This is a genomic window from Microcoleus pseudofavosus SVA1_A4 (assembly GCF_036700565.1).
GTDB lineage: Bacteria > Cyanobacteriota > Cyanobacteriia > Cyanobacteriales > Microcoleaceae > Microcoleus.
This window is the reverse complement of record NZ_JAUBPE010000009.1, coordinates 84997-107696: the sequence shown is the minus strand read 5'-3', so window position 1 is coordinate 107696 and position 22700 is coordinate 84997. Positions and strand designations below refer to the sequence as shown.

The window sequence follows — 22700 nt, the reverse complement described above, 5'->3', positions numbered from 1 at the left end:
GTTAATATTTTAGCAACTACTTGCGTCAGCGATCGTCGGGTGCGTCGCTATCAATCATCTATAAATAAGATCGAAAATTCCGCAGCGACGCACCCTACAATAGACCTCTCCCATAATTATCGCTTCACAGGCATCCTGCCTGTTCAAGATGGCTTTTTGGGAGAGGTCTAATATACTCAAAAAGGCAAGGATATAAAAAGTAAGTAGATGAAATAATTATTTTTTTGATTCCTACCTTTTTTTAGGGCGCTTGCTTATTTCGATCGAGCATTAGGCTTCTCGGCAGAGGAAGGAACAACTTTAACCCGATCGCCATCCTTCAGATAACCAGCCCCAGCAATAACAACTCGGTCGCCCGCCTTCAAACCCTTTTTAACCTCCACCTTAGCAGCAGTCAAATCCCCTACAGCGCCCCCGGAAATTTCCCCAACTTGCACCGGTTGAGCTTGCACCTTATCCTCACCGACAAGTTTGTAAACCACAGCACTGCCGTCAGATTGCGGTAAAATAGCTTTAGCGGGGACTTTCAAACCTCGAGCAGTTGCCGTCGAAATCGATGCGCGCAAAAACATTCCCGATCGCAAAAACTCGCTGACCGGCAAATCAATCTTCACCGTAGCTTGCCGATTTTGCGGGTCAACAAGCGGCGAAATATCTCGCACAGTTCCTGACAACTTAATCCGCTTGTCAGAGTCAGAAGTAATCTGCACCGCTGTTCCCGGTCGCACTTGCGCCACCTGAGTTTCCGGCACTTTCAATTGTAGTTCCAGCTTGTTTCCCCGAATAATTGAAAAGAGTTTTTGACTCCCCGAAGAAACATCGCCAACTCGACCAATTCTTTCAGCCACAGTGCCGCTATCCGGTGCTCGCACTATAGTTTGTTCTAGTTGAGTTTGTAACTGTTTGACTCGCGCATCATTGCTGCGAACACTTGCTGCGTTATTTCCGACATTTGCTCTGGCACTGCTGACACTCGCTCCGGCGGTATTCACTTTAGCACGAGCGCTGCTGAGAGCCGCTCTCGCCGTACTGATATTAGCTTCAGCAGTAGCTACTTTAGCAATAGCCGATCGCACTTCTTCCGCTGCTTTATTCTGTTCTTCCAAAGCTGTATTCAAGTCAGCTTTAGTTTTGTTCAAGTCTTGAACGGCCGTCTGCCGCTCCGTCTTTCGCCTTTCCAAATCTTGCTGGCTAATTACTCCCTGAGTCGCCAAATTTTGACTGCGATTTACTTCTCTTTGAGCTTGATCTAATTTAGCCTGGGCGGAAGCAATTCCCGCTTTAGCTTGAGTGACACCAGCTTTAGCTTGCTCCACACCTGCCCTGGCCTGACCGACCCCTGTTTGGGCTTGCGCTGCGTCAGCGATGGCTTTTTCAACGCCAGCTTGAGCTTGAGCGACGCCGGCTTGGGCTTCTTGTTGGGCTGACTGAGCTTGCTGCACCTGAGCTTCAGCTTGTTCTACGGTAGAATTAGCCGATTGTACTCCAGCAACCGCTTCGGCAATTTGCGATCGCAGCACCGAATCGTCCAAAACCGCCATCGTCTGACCTTTTTCTACCGCATCTCCCTCCGCCACCAACACCTGCTTGATTTGCAAACCGTTAGCCTGCGGCAGCACCGGCAGCAAGTCGTAGGTCACCACGGTGCCCGTCGCTTCCAGAGTTTCACCCACCTCAGCAGATTCCACAGGCGCCACTGTCACAGTCTGAGCCGTCGCCGACTGAGCCGCCGCTGGGGCTGCAACTGGGGGACGCGCACTTTTTCCCGAAACCAAGTGTACGCCCGCCAGGGTTGCAACCACCCCAATTCCTACGCCCGCCAACACGGCCGGCCACCGGATTCCTTTGCTGGGCCCAACTTCCGTTTCTTCTGGTTCCCAAACTTCAGATTGTTCCCCATCCATTTCTGGAACTTCTAGGGTTACTTCTCGTTCATCTTCCTCACCGGAGAATTGCCAGCGAGAGCGGTCTGAGACTCCACTTTCAGGCGCGTCGGCTGCCGGTTTATTGTCGCGTCCGCTCTGCACGGGGGGAATGGGTTTCTTTTCTTCCGCTTCTGAAAAAACTTGATTGGTCACGGTAGTTCCTCTCGCCGGTATTAGCCTTTGGCTGTTTATATTGTAAAGAAAGATTGCGATAGTATTTGATTCATTTTAGCGGAGGGCACGAGCAGTCGCGCTTCCTCCTTTTGGGTGAGTGTGGCGCCGTTTCACCTGAGAATGGCGATTTCGATCGACAGTTTGTTCGATCGACATTTAATTCGATCTGCCTCCGGGGCATACGGAATATTAGCTCGTCGGGGCGATCGAACTCGCATTGTCAGTCCCGGAGCGGTTTGGCCGTCACCAACTCATCAATGCTGAAAAAACTCACTCTAATCTTGAACTGATTATTGCTAATCTATAATGTGTTTGTTGTAAAATACGGCACATCAGGCCAAAAAGTTGTGCCAGTTTAATTGACAAAAATCAAAATGAATAGTGTCTTTTCTCCCGTCCAACAGTTTCTAATTACTTGGTTGCTAGTGCTAGTGACGGGATGGTTTACCCTAACTGCTGTCAGTTATGTTGGGGAATTGGTCAGCATTTTAGTAACGGCGGGACTCATTGCATTTTTATTAAATTATGCAGTAGCAAGACTGCAAGTATTTTTGCCGCGGGGAGTAGCTGCGGCGCTGGTTTATTTAACTGCGGGTTTGCTATTAGTAGTAATTGGTCTAACTATTGCGCCCCCAGTGTTCAGCCAAGCGAGGCAGTTGGGGGTGAGGTTCCCGGAATTGCTAGAGTCGGGGCGACTGCAGCTAGGTGAATTCCAAACTTGGAGTGCCGATCGCAATTTGCCTTTTAACGTGGAAATTTTGGAGCAGCAATTATCTGCTAAAGTGCAAGAACAAGTGCAGGCGATCGCTGGTACGAGTTTGGGTTTAGTTGTAGGTACTGTTAACTGGTTTCTAGACTTAATTTTCATCCTGGTAATTTCATTTTATATGCTCCTCGACGGTCAAAGAGTGTGGCAGGGTTTGACAAGTATTTTTTCGCCCGATATTCGCTATGTTTTAACCGATACTTTGCAGCGAAATCTCCAGCGATTTGTATCGGGACAGTTATTGCTGGGACTATTTATGGCGACCTCGCTGACTCTGGCTTTTTGGTGGCTGCAAGTTCCGTTTTTTCTGTTGTTTGCCGTGTTTATAGGATTGACTGAAATAATTCCGTTTATTGGGGCAACTTTGGGCATTGGCACTGTTAGTATAATTGTAGCGTTTATCGATTGGTGGCTGGCGCTGCAAGTTTTGGTAGCGGCGATCGGTCTCCAGCAAATCAAGGATAATTTAGTAGCGCCCCGAATCATGGGGAATCTCACCGGATTGAGTCCGGTAATTATTTTTACAGCTTTGCTGTTAGGAGGGAGAGTGGGAGGGTTGTTGGGAGTTATCCTGGCAATTCCGCTCACTGGGGTTGTAAAAAGTATAGTTGAAATTGTACTCAATCCCAAATTGCCGCCGCAAACAGGTTCGTTTTTCTACAATCCCTTTAGCGGCGAGGAATTGGGGAAAATAGCAGACAAGGAAAGTAGAATAATTTTGGTTGCCGACGAACAAAAATAGTTTAATGTTTGTAGTAAGGACTTCAGTCATGAAAAAGTTTATTATTAAAGGATTCAGTCCTTGCTACTGAACCCTTTAAGAAAGGACTTTAGTCCTTACTACGAACCCACTTAAAATCTCAAACCTAAAAACTTATGAAATGGTGGCAAAATCTTAAAAAAAACCCTCTAGCTCGGTTGGGAGCAGTGCTGCTGTTAATTTTTTATACAGTAGCACTTTTCGCCGAATTTGTCGCGCCTTACGACCCCTACGACTCTCAATTAAATGGTTCCTTGCTGCCGCCGACTCAGATTTATTTAACCACCCGAGACGGGAGATTTATCGGCCCGCACGTTTATCCTACTACTCAGGGATCTGTGGATGCGAATACGGGCGATCGCCAAGTAATTGTAGACAAGCGAAAACCTTCCTCTCTAGTTTTATTTGTCAAAGGTTCCCCCTATAAATTTTTGGGAATCCTGCCTTTAGATATTCACCTGTTTGGCACTACAGGAGAAGGCAAAATTAACATTTTAGGCACGGACGAACAAGCTCGCGATCAATTCAGTCGCTTAGTACACGGCAGCAGAATTAGCCTCAGCATCGGTTTAGTAGGAATAGCAATTTCTTTTCCCTTGGGATTGTTTATCGGAGGAATATCGGGTTATTTCGGCAGTTGGATTGACAGTATTTTAATGCGCTTCGCCGAAGTGTTGATGACGATTCCCGGTCTTTATTTATTAGTAGCGCTAGCAGCAGTGCTGCCTCCAGGATTGACAAGCGTTCAGCGATTTATATTGATTGTGCTGATTACTTCGTTTATCAGTTGGGCGAGTTTAGCGCGGGTGATTCGCGGTCAGGTACTGTCAATTAAACAGCTAGAATTCGTGCAGGCGGCGCGGGCTATGGGCGCCAATCCAATTTATATTATCGTCCGCCACGTGTTGCCGCAAACTGCAACTTACGTAATTATTTCTGCTACTTTGTCGGTTCCGGGTTTTATTGTGGCGGAGTCGGTTTTGAGTTTAATTGGATTGGGAATTCAACAGCCAGATCCTTCTTGGGGAAATTTGCTATCCCTGTCTACTAATGCTTCAATTTTAGTGTTGCAGCCTTGGTTGGTTTGGCCTCCGGCAATACTGATTATTTTGACTGTTTTGGCGTTTAATTTATTGGGGGATGGGTTGCGGGATGCTCTAGATCCGAGAAGCATTCAAAGGAATTAAACAATACTCTCAAAATATTTGCCGTAAAAGCTTGGTTGTCATGAGTCAAGCTCTCACGTCGTGAGAGCCGAAAAAGCCAGATTCTTCACTTCTTTGGGAATGACAACTGTTTAACCGAACAGGATATGAGAGGAAAATCCCGGATTTCCCACTTAAAAACAGAGACTCGCGCACCGCCCAACAAAAGAAGCACTAAAGTGGATTTGGGCAACTGAAGCTCATCACAAAAAGCGAATTACTGACTGCAATTAGTTCAGACTATCTGGATCTACCCCCAACTCCCGCAATCGTTGAGCTAATTGTTGGGCGCGCCGATCTAATTGTTGGGCGCGCTGCGCTGATTGTTGGGCGCGCTGCGCTGATTCTTTCACCTGTTCTTCAGGTGTCAGATAGCGTTTTCCATCGGCATCATACCAATACAACCATTCCCTTGTCACCCCTGAATAATTTCCCCTTTCACAACCAATTCCTAAACCAATCTCTGGCATCCAAACTGGATTTCCTGACTGTAACTCGTACTTTCCATTGACTAACTTGTGTACTTCCAAATGAGGTTTACGACGGCGGCGGGAAGAATAAATGACGTAATAAAGTACGCCTAAAGCTTGATAAGTTTCTAATTTTGTGCTGTATTCCTTGCGATAAGTTGGGGAAACAACTTCTAGCACGAACAGCGGCATGACATTTTCATCCCACACCACGTAACTGGGACGCAATTCTTCGTCGTAAAATCGTTCTACTCCTAAACTCAAGAAAGCATCTGGGACAATAGGTGGCTCGTCAGGGTGATGGTAAAGACCCATATCAATGCCAAAAAACCAGTCCATGCGTTCTGACCAAAGTATCAGCAAGATTGCCTTTAGCAACCCCGGTATTAGTTCTTGCAGTTCGTTATCCACAGGCGTTTCATCCGAGTCGGGCAGTTCATCGGCGGAGGGCAAGTTCCTCGGCAAGTTGTACTGTAACATTGCGGCTTTCCTCAAAACTAATTTCTATTATAATAAAACTTAAGCTGTTACGCATTTAAACCATTAACGATCCAGGTAAGGTGCGTCAGCTAGAACATTGACTATACATGGGAAACGCTTATGTACTGACGCACCCTACTATCCTCCTTTAAATGCCGAACAGCTTATGCACTATACCCAGGTGTAGGAGCTTTTAAGCGGGGGAATTGCCGCTAGAAAAACACCATATACGGACACTTTGCGTCCAGGACTGTTATAAGATACAGCTTGAACAAGCTGTGTTTACTTTTATGCTTTCTGCTAATTATTTAGAGGTAAGCGGATCGTAAAAGTAGAACCAACACCCTCCTGACTTTTTACTGAAATATTGCCGCCCATCATTAGGCAAAAACGCTGGCTGATGGCTAGTCCCAAACCGGTGCCGCCGTACTTGCGCGTGGTAGAAGCGTCTGCTTGGGTAAAGGGTTGGAAAATGTGCTGCAACTGGTCTGGATTCATCCCAATTCCTGTATCTGTACAATTAAAAACTAAAAATTCTTTACTAGCAATTGAAGATTGAGAATTCACCGCAGGTTCAGAACTGTTTTCTTGTGTCGCTTCGCTACTGTCGCCCGCGATTTTTTCTCGGCTGGCTGTGAGGGTAATTGTACCGTTTTGAGTGAATTTGGCGGCATTGCTCAGCAAATTTAATAAAATCTGCCGCACTTTGGTAATGTCACCGTGCATAGTGCCGATATTGCTAATTTGGTGCAAGTTGAGAGTGTTGCCGTTTTTCTCAATTAGCGGCGCGGCGGTGGAGGCGACTTCTTCAATTAAGGCGGCGATTTCGAAGGTTTCTAAGTAAAGATCCATGCGGCCGGCTTCGATTTTAGAAATGTCGAGAATGTCGTTAATTAGCGATAGCAAATGTCTGCCGGAAGTGCGGATTTTGTCTAAATCTGGGGTGAGTTCATTGTAGCCCAATTCTTCGGTTTCTTCTTGGAGCATTTCGCTGTAGCCGATGATGGCATTCAAAGGTGTTCGCAGTTCGTGGCTCATGTTTGCCAAAAATGCGCTTTTTGCGGTTGAAGCGGCTTCGGCTGCTTCTGCGGCGAGTTGCAAGGCGGATTCAAAGACTTTGCGATCGCTAATATCCTCGACGCTGCCTTCATAGTAAAGTACCTCGCCGCCGGCGCCGCAAACTGCACGCGCGCTTTCGGAAATCCAAATTACGCTGCCGTCAACGCGGTAAACTTCTGACTCAAACCCCGAAATTTCTCCGAATTCTTGCATCACCTGCATAAACTTCTCGCGCTGCTGAGGATCGACGTAAGCTTGCTGTCTGATGTTAGTGAGATTTGATATCAATTCTTCGGGAGTGGCGTAGCCGTAGATGCGGGCTAAAGCTGGATTTACGCTCAAGAAGCGGCCTTCGGGGGTTCTTTGAAAAATGCCTTCGACGGCATTTTCAAAGATGCTGCGGTATTTTTGTTCTGCTTGACGCAGAGCGGTTTGCGTGCGATCGCGATCGCTGGCTTCGATCGCCAATGATACTAAATCTGCCAGGGAAGCAGCGAAATTTTGTTCTTCCACTGTCCAGTTGCGAGGAGTTCCCACTTGTTCGATACATATGACTCCGACTGTTTGTCCTCCCAGCCGCACCGGCGCATCTAAGGTTGATGTGATGCCGATGAGTGCAAAGTAAGATGCCACAACTTCTCTGGTTCTAATATCTGAGAGAGCGTCGTCGGCTGCGATCGTCCGGTGTTCTTCCAAAGCTCTAAAATAATCTGGATAGTCGGCTGCTGCGAGTTCGGCGCCTTGGGAATGCTGGTAGTTGCTGCGCCTAAATTGGTCGAGACATTGCAGTTTCGATCGGCTTTCGTCGTACAACCACGCTCCGGCTCCTTCTGTATCTAGGGTATGAGCCGCCGCTTCGGTGATTTCCCTCAAAGCTACTTGCAAATCGCCTCGATACAGTGCTTTATTTCTTGCGAGTTCTACCAAAACCGTATTTTGTTTGAGCAATTGTTTTTGTCTTTGGCGCCGCACAGATTCGGCTCGCTTTTGTTCGGTAATATCGCGGATTACAAAAATTACGGATTCTTCTGAAAGCGGCGAAATGCTGGCGACAAAACAAACTTCGCGGTCGTCAATGATTAAATCGTACTCGATGCTGACAGTTTGCTGAGTATCTAAAGCTGCTCGGATATGGTTGAGAAAATTGGCGGCTGTAGCTTGCGGAAACAGCTCTCCGACTGTTTTGCCCATTAATTCTTCGGCTGGTTTGTACAGCAGGGATAGATTGGTGGGCGCGATTTTTAAGTAGCGACCGGTGGCGTCCACAACTATAATTAATTCGTTCATGGCTGCAAACAAAGCCCGCAATTCTGCCTCGGCGGCTTCGAGTTCGGCAGTCCGCTCTGCTACTCGCTGTTCTAAACTGGAGTTGGTTTGTTCTAGGGCGACAAAAGACGATCGCAATTGTCTGGCCATTTGATTGAAAGACTGAGCTAGGAGGCCGAGTTCTTTGACGCCTTGGACTTCGACTTCGCCGTCTAATTCTGCGGAGGTGAAGTCGGATGATTCGGACATTTTTGTTAAAGCTTTGGAAGCTTCTAGCAATCGGGTAATCGGTTTTACAACCCAGCGAGAGGTGAAAATTCCGAGTCCGATCGCCAGTATGAAGGCAAAAAAGCACAATAAGATAGTTGTGCGAGTGTTGGCGTTAATTTGCCCCATGAAGTCTGCTTCTGGGATGGTCACTACAATCAGCCAATCGAGACCGCGGCCGTCTTGCAGGGGAGCAACTGTAATGAATTGACGTTTGCCGTCTATATCGAAGGTAAACTGTCCTTGGCTGTCAATTTGTTCAAAACTGCCAAATCGTTTTTGCAAGTATGTGGAGGCCGATCGAATTAGCAAATTTTTGCTCTGTGTCGCTAACAGCCGTTTTTGTCCGTCTTGGCCAGTGACAAAGGGCAGTTCGTCTGTGGAACTGGCGACTATTTCCCCGCTGCGTTCGATCGCAAAAACTTGTCCCGACGGGCTAATTTTGATGCTTTTGAGAAAATCGCTGATTTGAGAAAGAGTCAGGTCAATTGCCAGTACCCCCCGCAGGCTGCCCGTTTTAGTGTAGATGGGCATCACCGGTGTAATCCCCAGAACTGGCGAGGCTGCGAAGACGTAGATGGGAGACCAAGTGGCTTTTCCTGACTGTTTTGCAGCTTGGTACCACGGTCTAGTACGGGGGTCATACGGGACGGTTTGGATTAGCTCAGTGCGATTTCCTTGACTGTCCAGGCGATAAATTTCGCGGTTTGGAGCCGTTGATTCGTCTCTGATGTATACTAAGTCTTCTGCTTCTCTCTTGAGCAAGAGAAATTTTCCCTGTTCGTCGCCGTAGTAGATGGTTGTATTTCGATCGCTCAGCTTGGTCTGGTTCCACAAATAGCGCTCTAAGTTGGGGAAGTCTTCCGGGTCTAAGTTTCCAGAGGCGATCGCAGCAGTATTCATTTGCAGAAACAGGTGAGACACATCCCCAAAACTGCGGAAATTTTCTTTAGTTCTCGCTGCGACTTCCCAGCTTAACCTGGTAGCAAGGTCATTGACGGCTTTCTGGCCGTTGCGAAACGAAAGCCATCCAGTCACGCCCACTGCTACGGAGATTTGCACCACCAGGGGTATCAACAAAACTAGGCTCAGTGACATATTGGGCGAGCTTTTCATCAGGCGAGAACTCAGGCTTTTCAATAACATCAATATTTTGACAGATGTTTTACAATACCGGCTTGGCGTATGCTTGCTGCTTTGTAGATTCCCTGAACCTAAGCTACCACTAATCTCGGCGCTTTCTCGGCGGCATTTGAGAAAACCTAGCAACTTGGTTGCTCAAAAAATACCACCGCTATTCTCTTGTCAGTTGAGTTGAGGGTGGCCAGCGGGACAAATATAAGTAATTTAACAATCTTTAGAAAGTAGGTTGGGTTTCGTACCTCAACCCAACCTACTGTGAAAATACCGGTGGTTGTTTGAGGATTGCGATCGCGATAAATGTAAACAATTTAACAATCTTCCCTTGGAAAATTTGCTATTAATAAAATAAGCGGGCAAAATCTCGATCGATCGCTCATAGGGTAATTCAAGCATCAGGGGTTGAATTACAGTAGCACATTTCCTTACATACGTTAATGTATGCTACTATTTGCCTATGGCATACATACCACTTAGAAATGCAGTCGAATTTCTAGGTTTGCATCCACATCATTGAAGGAAATACGCCGATGACGGGAAGATTAAAAGCATCAAGAACGAAGCAGGACAACGCCTTTACAAAGTTGAGTCCGATCGCTGCGATGCAACTGAGTCTGCCACTATCTGCTATTGCCGAGTTACCTCTACCAAACAGCGACAAGTCGAGCGAGAACAAGTCGAATTTATGCCAGAGCGTTATCCAGATTCCGAAATCATCCCAGACATCGGATCGGGACTTAAATTCAAAAGGAAAGGATTGCAAGCCCTACTGGTCAGATTTATGCGCGGTGACAAACTCACGGTTGTTATTGCCTTACGAGACAGATTTTGCCGATTCGGGTTTGAACTATTCGAGTTCATGGCAACACAAAACGGTGGATCGATCTTGGTTCTCTCAAGTCCTGTTCACTGCCAAGAATCCGAACTTACAGCGGATCTTCTTGCCATCCTTCACATCTTCTCTTGCAGAATGCAGTCCCGGCGAAACTACAGCCCGAAAATCAAGGAAGATCCGACTATTCCTAAACCCCGAACAAAAAGCCTTGCTGAAGCAATGGTTTGGTGTAAGCCGTTTTGTTTACAATACGACCATCAAATACTTGCAAGAACCAGGAACTAAGGCCAGTTGGCTCTCAATTAAAACTGAAATACTTCACGGACTGCCTGATTGGGCAAAATCCGTACCATTTCAGCTCAAGTCGATTGCCATCAAAGATGCCTGTTTTTCTGTTAAGGCTGCAAAAAAAGGGTTTGGGAAAGATGGTCAGTTGAGAATCTGCAAGTTCCGCAGTCGTAAGGATACAAAGCAATCTATTTATATCCCCAAGTCTGCCGTAAAAGATTGTGGTATTTATCACTCAATTATTGGTAAGTGTCACCTCAAAGAGCCACTGCCTAAAGATTACAGTGATGGACGAGTAACGCTTGCCTATGGTGAGTATTACTTAGTTGTTTCTGAAAAAGTGCAACCATCTCAGACCGATAACCAAGGTCGGATGGTTGCCTTAGATCCGGGTGTCCGCACCTTTATGACATTTTTCTCAGAAGATTCTTATGGTTGGTTGGGCAATGATTCAAACCTATTCCTTCAGAAGCTTTGCTTTAAGTTAGATAGGTTAGTTTCAAGCTTATCGAAAGCGCCTAGCCGTCAAAAGAAACGATTCAAAAAAGCAGCAGATAGATTGCGTTGCCAAATCAAAAACCTGGTTAAAGAACTTCATCACAAAACGGCTAAATTTTTAGTTGATAACTTTGATGTAATTCTGCTGCCAACGTTTGAGACTTCGCAGATGGTTTCTAAATCTCGCCGCAAATTGAGAAACAAATCAGTTAGACAAATGCTGACGTTAAGTCATTACGAGTTCAAGATATTCCTAAAGTGGAAAGCTTGGGAATCTTCTAAGACCGTGATTGATTGCAACGAAGCTTATACGTCTAAAACAGTGTCGTGGACTGGTGAAATTGTGAAAGTTGGCAGTGCGATAACTATTAAATCGCCTGCCACGGGCTACAAGATGAACCGGGATCTAAACGGTGCTCGTGGGATATTCCTCCGGGCATTGGTTGATACGCCTTGGTTACAAAGTCATTTGGCTGCGTAACTTATGTGTTTGTTAGTAAACATTAGCAAAAAGGTATCGGATGACATGAACTATACATTTGAAATCCTGGGCGTATCTCCAACTTTAACGTTTTTTAACCAGCAGCAGGAATTGCTGCAACAACAGCAGCCGTCGGGTGTAGAATACTTGGGAAACTGGAAGTGCACTCTCGATGCGTTTGTGGCATCCGTGGAGACAGTTTCTCCTAACCGCGGCTGGGATGTCGATCGAGTTGTAGACACCGTGATTAGTTTCTGGATGAACAACTCCGATAGCATCCAGTATTGGAAGCACAGGCTGGAGGATGCCGGCAGCGAAAACTTGTTAGTAGCCAGAGTAGGCGATATCAAGTCTTTGCAAGCCGCATTTGAATCGCTGCTAGGCGAATAGGAAAATCGGGAAATGCGAAAAAGTCGATCGGCTTTTTCGCTAAAATCAACTCAAAATTCTATTAGCAATTCCCAATTACCCTGATTCGCGACAGGGAAGTTGCAGATATACAATATCTGTTTCTTCCACCCTCCATCATCCACCTGCCATCTGCCTTCAACATCTGCCTAATGACTAATGACTAATGACTAATGACTAATGACTGATTTCTTCGCAATTCCCAAATATTATGTCTCGTTCCAAAGCCCTGCAATCTTATATTTTTGTCCGCTTGCTCCTCGCACCGCTAATGTTGTGGACAATCACCACAGCAGTATTTTTGTTGCTGCGGGCCACTCCAGGCGACCCCATAGATGCCATTCTCGGCTCGCGAGCTCCCGCAGCCGTCAAAGCAGCAATGCGAACCCAACTCGGCCTCGACGCACCCCTGTGGGAGCAATATCTCAAGTATATGAAGGACTTATTCAGTCTGAACTTGGGAACCTCCATCACCACTCGCGGACAAACCGTGTGGCAAATTATCGGAGACTATTTCCCGGCTACAGTGGAATTAGCAGTTTGTAGCATGGCCATAGCTTTAATTGTCGGCATCAGTATCGGTTCCCTGGCAGCATCCCGCCCCAACACTATTTTCGATGCTGCAGGCCGTTTGTTTGGCATTATCACTTACTCGCTGCCGGCTTTTTGGGCCGGCATGGTTTTGCAGTTGATTTTCGCGGTGCAGTTGGGCTGGTTTCCCTTGGGAACTCGCTTTCCCGTGACATTCCCAGCCCCCGAAGGCTACACGGGACTGTACACTATTGACAGTCTCCTGAGCGCTAACCCCGGTCAGTTTCTCACATCTTTGCATTATTTGGCACTTCCGAGTTTGACGTTGGGGATTCTTTTGAGCGGCATTTTCGAGCGCATTGTCAGAGTGAATCTCAAGCAAACTTTGCAAGCAGATTATGTCGAAGCAGCTAGAGCTCGCGGAATTCCTGAGTTGCAGATTTTATGGGCTCACGCTCTAAAAAATGCGCTAATTCCGGTGATTACTGTCTTAGGATTGACTTTTGCTGCACTGTTGGGCGGTGCTATTTTAACAGAGGTTACTTTTTCTTGGCCGGGGCTGGCAAATCGCCTTTACGAAGCGATTAGTTTGCGGGATTATCCAACTGTCCAAGGTATTGTGGTGTTTTTTGCTGGAATAGTTGTAATTGCCAGCATTGTAATTGATATTTTGAACGCTTACGTTGACCCGCGAATTCGGTATTAAAAATATCAAGGAAGAAGGGAAAAGGCCCAAAGGCAACGGATGCGCGACTGTTGCACTCTCGGCTTTTTATACCTGTACTTTCTGCGTTCGCGAGATGTTTCTGCCAGCGGCGGCCCTCTAGAAGTATTTGTCAAGAAGATCGATCGGCTTTTAGAGTGACGACACTTGGCAATTTATGGGCAATACTGGAGAAAATAAAATTCAACATTTGAGGAAACGCTGATGAGATTATTGCGGACAATCGCCGCTCTATCGGCTGCCTTTACCCCACTCATGGCTGAAGCTGCCTTTAGCCGTCCCATGCCGGAAACAGCCGATTTTCCCAGAGCCTCCAACCCCCGAGTAAACGTGCCGGTTTGCTTCATCGAAACCGCAAGCGGCACAACTTTTGATTTAGTCAGCTTGTGCGGCACCAACGTCGCTCCCCAAAGCACTGCTCCGGCTGCCGGCAACCCCGCGAATGCTCCTGCAAATAACCCCAATGGGGGCGCTCCGGCTGCTGCCGCCAACCCCAACGCCATCACCAGAGATTCTGCCGGCACGCCGATAACTACTCCAACAGGCACGGCAAATCCCAACAATCCCAACAATGCCAATCCGGGAACTTCGCCGAATACCAATCCCAACAATGCCAATCCGGGAAGTTCACCAAGTACCAATCCCAATAATCTCAATCCGGGAAGTTCGCCCTATACCACTCCCAATAATGCGTCTCCCACGGGTGGAACTGCTGGCGACAGCAACAGCGATTTAGTTCCCAATCCCAATCTCAATCTTCCGAGAGTGCCGCCGAGTTCCTTTGGCCCTGGAGGTGTTGCACCGACTAGAGATGCGATTGATGGCCCGCGCCAATAATCGGCGAAGTGTCAGAACTTTCACAGAAACCGGGTTTCTCTGAAACCATCTCTTTTTCAGGGATATTTCACCCGCGAGAAAGCCGGAATATTTATTTACCTGCGTAAAATAGCCTTTCTCAGAAAGATGGAGTACGCCGAAACCCTGTGTTGTCAAGCTTTTGAAGTTGAATTGTGTACCTCATCTATCCAAGAACCGCTATATTGATGTTAGGTGCGATCGGCATATTTTGTAGCAGAGTAGCGAAATAAAAGTTAAGCTAAGAACTTGTAGAGGCTATCGGCCAAGCACTCTTTCAAAACTGGAAAACCAGGTAGAACCAGTGATAGATAGCCAGCTTTAATCCGTAACAGGATTAGTTATCCGCACAGGTTAAAATTATTACCAGGCGGTTGCTCGCCAGCTCCAAGTTTCTCAAGCTAAGCCATTCAACAGGCATATTTAGGTTAAGCCAGTGTGCTTCGGAAACTACCGACTGATAACATTAGCGAGACAAAATTAACCCGATTATTCGGAGGCTCTTCATGAGCAAAATATTTGTTTTAAATTGCAACAAAATTCCTCTAGACCCGATCCTCTGCGAGGGCTTCGCTAACGCACTTGAGGAGGACATCTCGTGTCAAACTTAGTTCAACGCTTAGAAATAACCGCTCATCCGCAACTGGAAAAATCCCTCGGCTATCGAGGAGATAGTCGCTGGGTAGCTTGGCGCTGGGAACCCGACATAGACCAACTTATTTCCAGCGATGGCAAAACAGTCGGCACTGGCAATAATATGGCTTGGCTGGTGTTTTTGCAGCACGATTTAGTCGATCCTGCGGTACAAGAGTACAACCTCGGCGAGGGCGATCGCTACTGGCTGCTTTTGGACAGCGAAACTAGAAATCTTTACGTCGGCGAAGGGAAAGCAGTTCAAAGTCTGCTCGAACAGCCGGAAAGTTTAGCTTTATTGGCCTGTCTCGATGGCGGTAATGCCGATCGGCAAACTGGTGAAACGTGGCAGCAAACCCTATCTCAACTAACAGCCAAACCAGTTGTTCGCCACCTGACAAATGCCCTTCCTTTCGGTATCGCGGCAGCTTTGATAGGTGCTTTGGGAGTCGGAACCGGAGTCTGGGTAGTACCGGCGGTGCAGCAAAAACTAGCCGAAAAAACAGCTTTTGTTTCCCCAATTAGTTCTGCCGCTAACTGCGGGTTTGGCGGTTCCGATGATTTTTCCGCTTATGTCGGTTCCTCAAGCGGAAATAAAGAACTTCATTTAATAGGCGTTTACGAAGCTAATGCGGATCACAAGAACCGAGATTTATCTAAAAGTGCGATCGAAATCAAAGTAGAACGCCGAAACAAGCCGATAATTCTCGCACTTTCAGCTTATGAACCGGTGCAATGGAACATTACCACAGAACCGGGGGCAGTTATCGAAAAAATCATTGTTAACGGATACCACAACCAAACTGTTTCAGGAGTTTCTGGAATTCCAATTGAAGAGCACAGCTACGAAGAAACCGGAAACTATATCGGCGACTTTATCTACAAGTGGGGTGCGACTCCTGAAAGTAATTCTCCCTCCCTGGTGACTAAACTGGAAGAGATAAACCGCACAAGTTTAACTTCCTTTCAAGGATGCTACAGAGGTACGAACTTTACGATTAAGTAAGAATTATTGATTATTTTGGGGTAGGGAAACGGCAATGCCGTGTCCTGAATAGCCGTGTTGTCGATGGTTGTATCAACAGAGCACTCGCAAGGATAATTTCATCATCCAATGCGGTTGATTTTACCCCTTACGCGAAATCAGGACACAGCAGTGCCGTGTCCCTACAATAAATCTGGCGTAGGGAAACGGCACTGCCGTGTCCTCTATATCATTCCGGCGCAGCCGGAATTGATATGAGCGGGAGGACTGGCGGACGAAAAGCTTGAGTTAACACGCCTTGGGCATTGCCATCTCCGACCTTGCCTGATGTCAATTCAATGGTGTACATTTTGAACTGTTATTTGACAACCTTATGTAAGGACGGTATCATAGGCTATTAACTTTAATTTTAAATTTCCGACAATAACAATGCTAACAAATTCAAGATGAAATATTGGTACGAAACCCTCGCTGTAGCACAGAGAATTTTAATTGAATTGGGAAGGCGACGCCGGAGTTTAGTTTTTTGGGCTATTTTTCCGATTTCAATCTTGGTAATTAACGGTTTGATTTTAAAAGAACGAGCTAATCTGACAACAGCAAAAGCTTTTGAAACTGCCGCACCTGCAAGTTTAGTAGGAGCCGCCTTATTTTTTAGCTGTCTCGGCGGGAGTGTCGCAACAGTCGTAGCAGAGCGAGAACAGCATACTCTCAAACGCCTATTTATTTCTCCCCTAAGCGGCACTTCCTACTTTTTAGGAATTTTTCTAGCTCACAGTTGCATCGGCATCGGACAAGTAATTCTAGTATACGCGATCGCCTCTTGTTTGGGAGCACAATTTCAAGGCTCTATTCTGCTAGGAATTGCGATTATTCTCCTCAGTATTATATCTTATGTAGGCGTCGGCTTCATTCTCGGCACCCAATTCGCGAGGCGCACAGAAGATGTCAACTCCCTAGTAGCAGCTTTCGGAGTTCCTTTGTTGATTTTAGGAGGTGCATTCTTACCGACTTCGCTGTTTCCCAAAAGCCTGCTGGATCTCGCGCAGTACAATCCAATTTATCACATGAACGAAGCGCTGATGGGCGTATGGGCTGACGGCAAAGATTTGGCTTATATTTCCGAACACTTCTGGTTTTTATTCATATTTTCTATTGCTATGATTGTCTGTGGATGGCTTTCTTACCGCAGGATGTTGAGAGTAGAAAGAAGACTTTAATAGAAATCACACAACTAATACAGCAGATTCCACATTTATGAAGTACACCCGCCTATCGTTAGATGCCCGTAGGGACACGGCAGTGCCGTGTCCCTACACTTCACAAACCTGGAATACGCTGTATTATTAGTAAGGTGCGTCAGATAAACCAATCCTAAACAATCACTCTCTAGCTTCGTATGACGCACCATACAAGACTTTATGTACTTTCAAATAATTAATAATTGGGAGAATTAAAGCAGTGCTGCAAATAGAAAAGCTAAATAAGTCCTACGGCGAGCGTTCAGTGCTTAAAGATTTAACACTCCACATTCAATCGGGAGAAATTTACGGTTTGCTGGGGCCAAACGGGGCGGGCAAAACTACAACTATCAATATTTTATGCAATTTGCTAAATGCCGACAGTGGCAAAGTTTTTATCAATGGCGCACGTGTTTCCGAATCTACCAAATTGTTAATAGGTGTAGCGCCACAAGAGAATTTGCTTTACAAAAGCCTTAGTTGCGAGGAAAACCTCAATTTTTTTGCTCAACTTTATGGCTTAGAGCGCAAGCAGCGACGCTATCAAGTAGAGCAATGTTTAAAAGCAGTAAATTTGACAGATAGAGCTAAGAGTCCGGTAGAAACTTTGAGCGGCGGAATGCAGCGCCGCTTGAATATTGCCATAGCTTTGGTGCACCAACCTAAATTAGTAATTTTGGATGAACCGACAACGGGTTTGGATATTGAGGCGCGCTATGAAATTTGGGAGTTGATTCAGCGCTTGCAATCCGAAGGAATTACAATTTTGCTGACAACTCACTTGTTGGATGAAGCTGAGCGTCTTTGTCAGAGAATTGGTATTTTGAAAAATGGCAGTATTGTAGCAGAAGGCAGTTTGGAGGAGTTGCAAAAACTGATTCCAGCTCAGGAGATTATTGTTGTAAAAACCCCGGAAGAAGCTGAAGTCATCGCCCGTGCCCAAAAGTACAATTTCATTCCCCGTCGCTACGGTAGCGATTTAGCTTTTTGGCTGCCGGAACGTTTGGAATTAAAAGAGATTATTTTGCTGTTCGACGGGATTTCTATTGATTCAATCGCTCGGTATCCGGTGCGGTTAGAACATATTTATGTCGAGGTGACAAAACTGAGCGAACATGGTTTGTAACTAGATAAGCTGCGTAGCAGCTTGATTGTACAATCTAAGATTTAGAATTTGTATCCCTATTTCAATCCGTGTTTAGCACCGCTTTCCCTCACTTTTAAGCCTTAATTGCTGCCTGTAGGCTAGTGAAAGCCCACTTCCGATCGGGACTACCACGCTCAGGTTCTACTTTGCTGGCCGCTTTGTTGCGCCAAAATACCCGTTTTCACGCTGCTATGACGAGCCCAGTGGGGGGTTTAGTCCAAATATTAGAAGCCATGAGCGAAGAGAACGAGTGTTCCGTGTTCATTGTTATTGATTTAATGCTCCAGCAAAACGAGATAACAATTTTACAGCCGGATTTATTTGAGCAACTTGATGCCTTATTATTTTAGATATAGCCAACAAATAGCAGGACTATCTCTATTACAATTCCCCTCTTTTAGTGGATTTACGGGGAACAGAACCCTCTAAAATATACCTTTTTAAGTGGATTTACGGAGTCGCAATCCTCTTAAATCCACCCTTTTCAGTGGATTTGCTTGCGGGAAACAGAAACACTCTTAAAGTCCTCATTGATAAGGGAGATTTAGTGAGATAGAAACTTGGATGTAAACGATAGATATAAAGGATTTCAGCAGTGATGAATTTATTAACCGCGAACAAGCAAGTTATTTTCGTTGACTCCTCTGTACAGAATTATCAAAATCTGATAGACGGCGCAGATGCTAACGCCAAAATAGTCATTTTAGATGACAAAAGCAGCAGTATTGAGCAAATTGCTAACGCCTTGGCAGCTCAAAAAGATATTGCAGCCGTACATATCCTTTCTCACGGCAGCGAAGGCAGTTTAAAACTCGGTACTGACGTACTCAATGAGAATAACCTAGAAAATTTCAGCGATCGGCTAAAACAGTGGGGAAATGCCCTAACAGAAAACGGAGATATCCTACTCTATGGATGCGAAGTAGCAAAAGGAGAAGCAGGCAAAAATTTCCTCAAGCGATTGAGTGAAATCACTGATGCCAACATCGCCGCCTCAGCTAATCTTACCGGCAGCGCTGAATTAGGCGGAGACTGGGAATTAGAAGTACAAACAGGCCCGATCAAAACAGCAGTAGCATTTAACCTCAACACCCTCAGTGCCTACAGCCACATACTGGCCACCGCCAACCCCGACAACAAAACTATTCCCGTCAACTCCCCGGCAGTTAGCATCGACGTACTCGCCAACGACACAGGTAGCGGAAGACCGAAAGTTCAAAGCATCACTACTGCCCCCACCAACGGTACAGCGATTATTAACGACTGGATTTATGTTGGTGGCACTTTCACCACCATCGGCGGCGTTACGCGCAACAGAATCGCTCGATTGAATAGCGATGGCACTGTAGATCCCACCTTCAACCCCAATGCGAATAGTGAGGTCGATGCGATCGCCCTAGACAGCAGTGGCAACCTCATAGTGGGCGGCGCTTTCACCAACATCGGTGGCAGTACCCGCAACTATATCGCCAAATTAAACCCCACCACAGGTGCCGCCGATCCCACCTTTAACCCGAATGCGAATAATCGGGTCTTTACGATCGCCCTAGACAGCAGCGGCAACCCCTATGTGGGCGGCTTATTCACCACCATCGGTGCCAGTACCCGCAACAGAATCGCCAAATTAGACCCCACCACGGGTGCCGCCGATGCCACCTTCAACCCCAATGCGAGTAATATTGTCAATGCGATCGCCCTAGACAGCAGTGGCAACCTCATAGTGGGCGGCTTTTTCAACAACATTGGTGGCAGTACCCGCAACAGAATCGCCAAATTAAACCCGACAACAGGTGCCGCCGATGCCACCTTCAACCCGAATGCGAATTTTACTGTCTTTGAGATCGTCTTTGACAGCAGTGGCAACCCCATAGTCGGTGGCGATTTCACCACCATCGGTGGCAGTACCCGCAACAGAATCGCCAAATTAGACCCCACCACGGGTGCCGCCGATGCCACCTTCAACCCCAATGCGAGTAATATTGTCAATGCGATCGCCCTAGACAGCAGTGGCAACCTCATAGTGGGCGGCTATTTCACCAACATCGGTGGCAGTACCCGCAACAATATCGCCAAATTAGACGCCACCACAGGTGTCGCCGATGCCACCTTCAACCCGAATGCGAGTTTTCAGGTCTTAGCGATCGCCCTAGACAGTAGTGGCAACCCCATAGTGGGCGGCCAATTCATCACCATCGGTGGCAGTACCCGCAACAGAATCGCCAAATTAAACCCTACCACAGGTGTCGCCGATGCCACCTTTAACCCCAATGCGAATGCTCTTGTCTCGTCGAATTCGATCGTGTTCGACCCCAAAAGAGACATCCTCTACACCCCCAACGCCAACTTCAACGGCGTAGACACCTTTCAATACACCGCCACCGACGGCATCGTCTCCACCCCCACCACCGTCACCGTTTTAGTCAACGACTCCCCCGCCCTCGATAATTCCGGCACACCCACCCTCAACGCCCAAAACCAAAACGACAGCGCCAGTACAGGCACATTAATCTCCACCATCATCGCCAACCTCGGCGGCACAAAAATCACCGATCCCAACGCCAGCGCATCCCAAGGCATCGCCATCACCGCATTAGACACCGCTAACGGCACTTGGCAATATACCACCAACAGTGGCACAACCTGGACAAACGCCCCAGCCGTTTCTGCCACCAACGCCTTACTATTAGCTAGTGATGCTAATACAAAACTCCGGTTTGTTCCCAATACAGGTTACAGCGGTACTGTCGCCAACGCCATTACCTTTGCCGCCTGGGATCGAATAGTTGGAACCAATGGCACTACCGCTAACTACACCACAGACCAAACCAATAACACCACATCCAGCGTTTTCAGCACAGCCACCGAAACCGCCAACATCACCATTAACCCCCCTCCTACCATTACCAGCGTCAGCGCCACCACAGCAGACGGGACTTACGGCATCGGCACAAACATCGACATCACCGTTCAATTCTCACAAATCGTCAACGTCACGGGTACGCCGCAACTAAGTTTAGCAGGTGCAACACCCGTCGCCAGTTATCTTTCAGGAACAGGTAGCAACACCTTGACATTCCGGTACGCAGTAGCAGCAGGCGATAACAGCGCTGACTTAGACTATCTTTCCACAACTGCCTTATCTTTAAGTGGCGGAACTATTAAGAATGCTGCCACTGCTGATGCCATTTTAACATTACCTGCACCCGCAGCCGCTAACTCTTTGGGTGCAAATAAAGCCATAGTAATAGATGGAATTGTGCCAACTGTCACCATAAATCAAGCAGCAGCACAAACCGACCCGACAGCAACGTTACCTATCAACTTTACCGTCACCTTTAGCGAAGCAGTCACAGGTTTCGATGCCAGTGATATCGACTTAACTACCAGTACAGCAACGGGAACATTAGCACCAACTATTACAGGTAGCGGTTCCGTTTACAACGTAGCAGTCAACGGCATGACAGGCAACGGCAACGTCATTGCCAGCATCAAAGCTAACGGCGTTACCGATACAGCAGGTAATAACAATACCGCTAGTACCAGTACAGACAATACCATTGTTTATAACAACACCTTCCCCATAGTTACATCCATCAACCGCCTCGCTACATCTCCCACTGCTGCGGCTACCGCCACCTACGAAATTAAATTCTCAGAAGATGTAACAGGCGTTGACGTTTCTGACTTTACTTTAGTACCAACTGTTGTAACTGGTGCAACTATTGGCAGTTTAACTGCTGTTGATGCTAAGACTTACCAATTGCAAGTTAACACAGGTACGGGCAGCGGTACAATAGGATTAAATTTAGTTGATGATGACAGCATAAAAAATAGCTTGGGAGTGGCATTAGGCGGTGCAACTGCTGGCAATGGTAACTTAACGGGACAAGTTTATGACATTGATAAAACTCCGCCAACTGGCAGTTTAAATGCTGTTGCTGATATTACGACAGCGGGAGGAACCAGTCAAACTTTGACTGTCACTTTCAGTGATAATAATGCTGTCGATGTTTCAAGTTTGGATAGTTCTGATGTTTTGATCAATTGGTCAGGCGGTGACATTCCTGCTACTTTTGTCAGTGTCGATACTAATAGTAATGGTACGCCTCGGACAGCGACTTATTCATTTACTCCTCCAGGCGCAAGTTGGGATGATACTGATAATGGAACTTACACTGTTAAGTTGCAAGCAAGTCAGGTTAAAGATAGTCTAGGCAATCTTGCTGTTGCAGCTAGTTTAGGAACTTTTAACGTTAATGTTGCGGCACCTGCACCCGCACCCGCACCCGCACCGGCCCCCGCACCCGCACCCGCACCCGCACCCGCACCTGCACCCGCACCTGCACCCGCGCCATCGGTAACACCAACGCCATCGGGAACACCAACTCCATCGGGAACACCAACTCCATCGGTAACACCAACTCCATCGGTAACACCAACTCCATCGGTAACACCAACTCCATCGGTAACACCAACTCCATCGGGAACACCAACTCCATCGGGAACACCAACTCCATCGGGAACACCAACTCCATCGGGAACACCAACTCCATCGGGAACAC

16 protein-coding genes are annotated in these 22700 nt (G+C 46.9%); 13 read left to right on the top strand and 3 right to left on the bottom strand.

Annotation, left to right across the window (positions count from 1 at the left end):
• Positions 1 to 254 precede the first annotated feature (254 nt).
• Positions 255 to 2078 carry an efflux RND transporter periplasmic adaptor subunit gene (locus QUA02_RS06245; protein WP_333026085.1) on the bottom strand — a complete coding sequence of 608 codons (1824 nt, stop codon included), beginning with the start codon at positions 2076 to 2078 and terminating at the stop codon, positions 255 to 257.
• 120 nt (positions 2079 to 2198) lie between these two features.
• On the opposite strand from QUA02_RS06245, the gene QUA02_RS06240 reads away from it, so the two are divergent.
• The 3 genes from QUA02_RS06240 (at position 2199) to QUA02_RS06230 (ending at position 4812) form a co-directional block, all read left to right on the top strand.
• Positions 2199 to 2363: a hypothetical protein gene (locus tag QUA02_RS06240; protein WP_333026084.1), complete on the top strand. Its 165-nt coding sequence runs from the start codon at positions 2199 to 2201 to the stop codon at positions 2361 to 2363.
• 110 nt (positions 2364 to 2473) lie between these two features.
• On the top strand, positions 2474 to 3607 hold the full coding sequence (locus QUA02_RS06235; protein ID WP_333026082.1) for an AI-2E family transporter: 1134 nt from the start codon (positions 2474 to 2476) through the stop codon (positions 3605 to 3607).
• Positions 3608 to 3741: 134 nt separating this feature from the next.
• Complete coding sequence (locus QUA02_RS06230) at positions 3742 to 4812, top strand: ABC transporter permease (protein ID WP_333026080.1); 1071 nt, start codon at positions 3742 to 3744, stop codon at positions 4810 to 4812.
• Between the two features lie 248 nt (positions 4813 to 5060).
• On the opposite strand, the gene QUA02_RS06225 is transcribed toward QUA02_RS06230, so the two are convergent.
• The gene (locus QUA02_RS06225) at positions 5061 to 5780 is read right to left on the bottom strand and encodes a Uma2 family endonuclease (RefSeq protein WP_333026079.1); all 720 of its coding nucleotides are present in this window, start codon (positions 5778 to 5780) and stop codon (positions 5061 to 5063) included.
• A 300-nt stretch (positions 5781 to 6080) separates the two neighbouring features.
• Complete coding sequence (locus QUA02_RS06220) at positions 6081 to 9488, bottom strand: PAS domain S-box protein (RefSeq protein ID WP_333026077.1); 3408 nt, start codon at positions 9486 to 9488, stop codon at positions 6081 to 6083.
• Positions 9489 to 10053: 565 nt separating this feature from the next.
• Between QUA02_RS06220 and QUA02_RS06215 the strand changes: the two genes are divergently transcribed.
• The 10 genes from QUA02_RS06215 to QUA02_RS06170 all read left to right on the top strand — a co-directional run.
• On the top strand, positions 10054 to 10632 hold the full coding sequence (locus QUA02_RS06215) for an IS607 family transposase (RefSeq protein ID WP_333026111.1): 579 nt from the start codon (positions 10054 to 10056) through the stop codon (positions 10630 to 10632).
• Complete coding sequence (locus QUA02_RS06210) at positions 10556 to 11614, top strand: RNA-guided endonuclease InsQ/TnpB family protein (RefSeq protein ID WP_333026110.1); 1059 nt, start codon at positions 10556 to 10558, stop codon at positions 11612 to 11614. The genes QUA02_RS06215 and QUA02_RS06210 overlap by 77 nt, the downstream gene beginning before the upstream one ends.
• Positions 11615 to 11659: 45 nt before the next feature.
• The gene (locus QUA02_RS06205) at positions 11660 to 12004 is read left to right on the top strand and encodes a hypothetical protein (protein ID WP_333026076.1); all 345 of its coding nucleotides are present in this window, start codon (positions 11660 to 11662) and stop codon (positions 12002 to 12004) included.
• Positions 12005 to 12233: 229 nt separating this feature from the next.
• Positions 12234 to 13259 (top strand): ABC transporter permease, encoded by a 1026-nt coding sequence (locus QUA02_RS06200; protein WP_333026074.1) that lies wholly within the window; start codon positions 12234 to 12236, stop codon positions 13257 to 13259.
• A gap of 222 nt (positions 13260 to 13481) precedes the next feature.
• Positions 13482 to 14114, top strand: a complete 633-nt coding sequence (locus QUA02_RS06195; protein ID WP_333026073.1) for a hypothetical protein — start codon at positions 13482 to 13484, stop codon at positions 14112 to 14114.
• Positions 14115 to 14730: 616 nt separating this feature from the next.
• Positions 14731 to 15771 carry a hypothetical protein gene (locus QUA02_RS06190; protein WP_333026072.1) on the top strand — a complete coding sequence of 347 codons (1041 nt, stop codon included), beginning with the start codon at positions 14731 to 14733 and terminating at the stop codon, positions 15769 to 15771.
• A 425-nt stretch (positions 15772 to 16196) separates the two neighbouring features.
• On the top strand, positions 16197 to 16970 hold the full coding sequence (locus QUA02_RS06185; protein ID WP_333026071.1) for an ABC transporter permease: 774 nt from the start codon (positions 16197 to 16199) through the stop codon (positions 16968 to 16970).
• A 241-nt stretch (positions 16971 to 17211) separates the two neighbouring features.
• Positions 17212 to 18117: an ABC transporter ATP-binding protein gene (locus QUA02_RS06180; RefSeq protein ID WP_333026069.1), complete on the top strand. Its 906-nt coding sequence runs from the start codon at positions 17212 to 17214 to the stop codon at positions 18115 to 18117.
• Positions 18118 to 18239: 122 nt separating this feature from the next.
• Positions 18240 to 18488 carry a hypothetical protein gene (locus QUA02_RS06175; RefSeq protein ID WP_333026068.1) on the top strand — a complete coding sequence of 83 codons (249 nt, stop codon included), beginning with the start codon at positions 18240 to 18242 and terminating at the stop codon, positions 18486 to 18488.
• A gap of 248 nt (positions 18489 to 18736) precedes the next feature.
• Positions 18737 to 22700: DUF4347 domain-containing protein (locus tag QUA02_RS06170; RefSeq protein ID WP_333026067.1), on the top strand; the 3964-nt coding region annotated here is incomplete at its 3' end.

Excerpts from the sequence above, each read along its gene's own strand:
- QUA02_RS06225 (WP_333026079.1), bottom strand. The coding sequence starts at position 5,780 with ATGTTACAGTACAACTTGCCGAGGAACTTGCCCTCCGCCGATGAACTG.
- QUA02_RS06200 (WP_333026074.1), top strand. The coding sequence starts at position 12,234 with ATGTCTCGTTCCAAAGCCCTGCAATCTTATATTTTTGTCCGCTTGCTC.
- QUA02_RS06220 (WP_333026077.1), bottom strand. The coding sequence starts at position 9,488 with ATGAAAAGCTCGCCCAATATGTCACTGAGCCTAGTTTTGTTGATACCC.
- QUA02_RS06205 (WP_333026076.1), top strand. The coding sequence starts at position 11,660 with ATGAACTATACATTTGAAATCCTGGGCGTATCTCCAACTTTAACGTTT.
- QUA02_RS06195 (WP_333026073.1), top strand. The coding sequence starts at position 13,482 with ATGAGATTATTGCGGACAATCGCCGCTCTATCGGCTGCCTTTACCCCA.
- QUA02_RS06230 (WP_333026080.1), top strand. The coding sequence starts at position 3,742 with ATGAAATGGTGGCAAAATCTTAAAAAAAACCCTCTAGCTCGGTTGGGA.
- QUA02_RS06185 (WP_333026071.1), top strand. The coding sequence starts at position 16,197 with ATGAAATATTGGTACGAAACCCTCGCTGTAGCACAGAGAATTTTAATT.
- QUA02_RS06235 (WP_333026082.1), top strand. The coding sequence starts at position 2,474 with ATGAATAGTGTCTTTTCTCCCGTCCAACAGTTTCTAATTACTTGGTTG.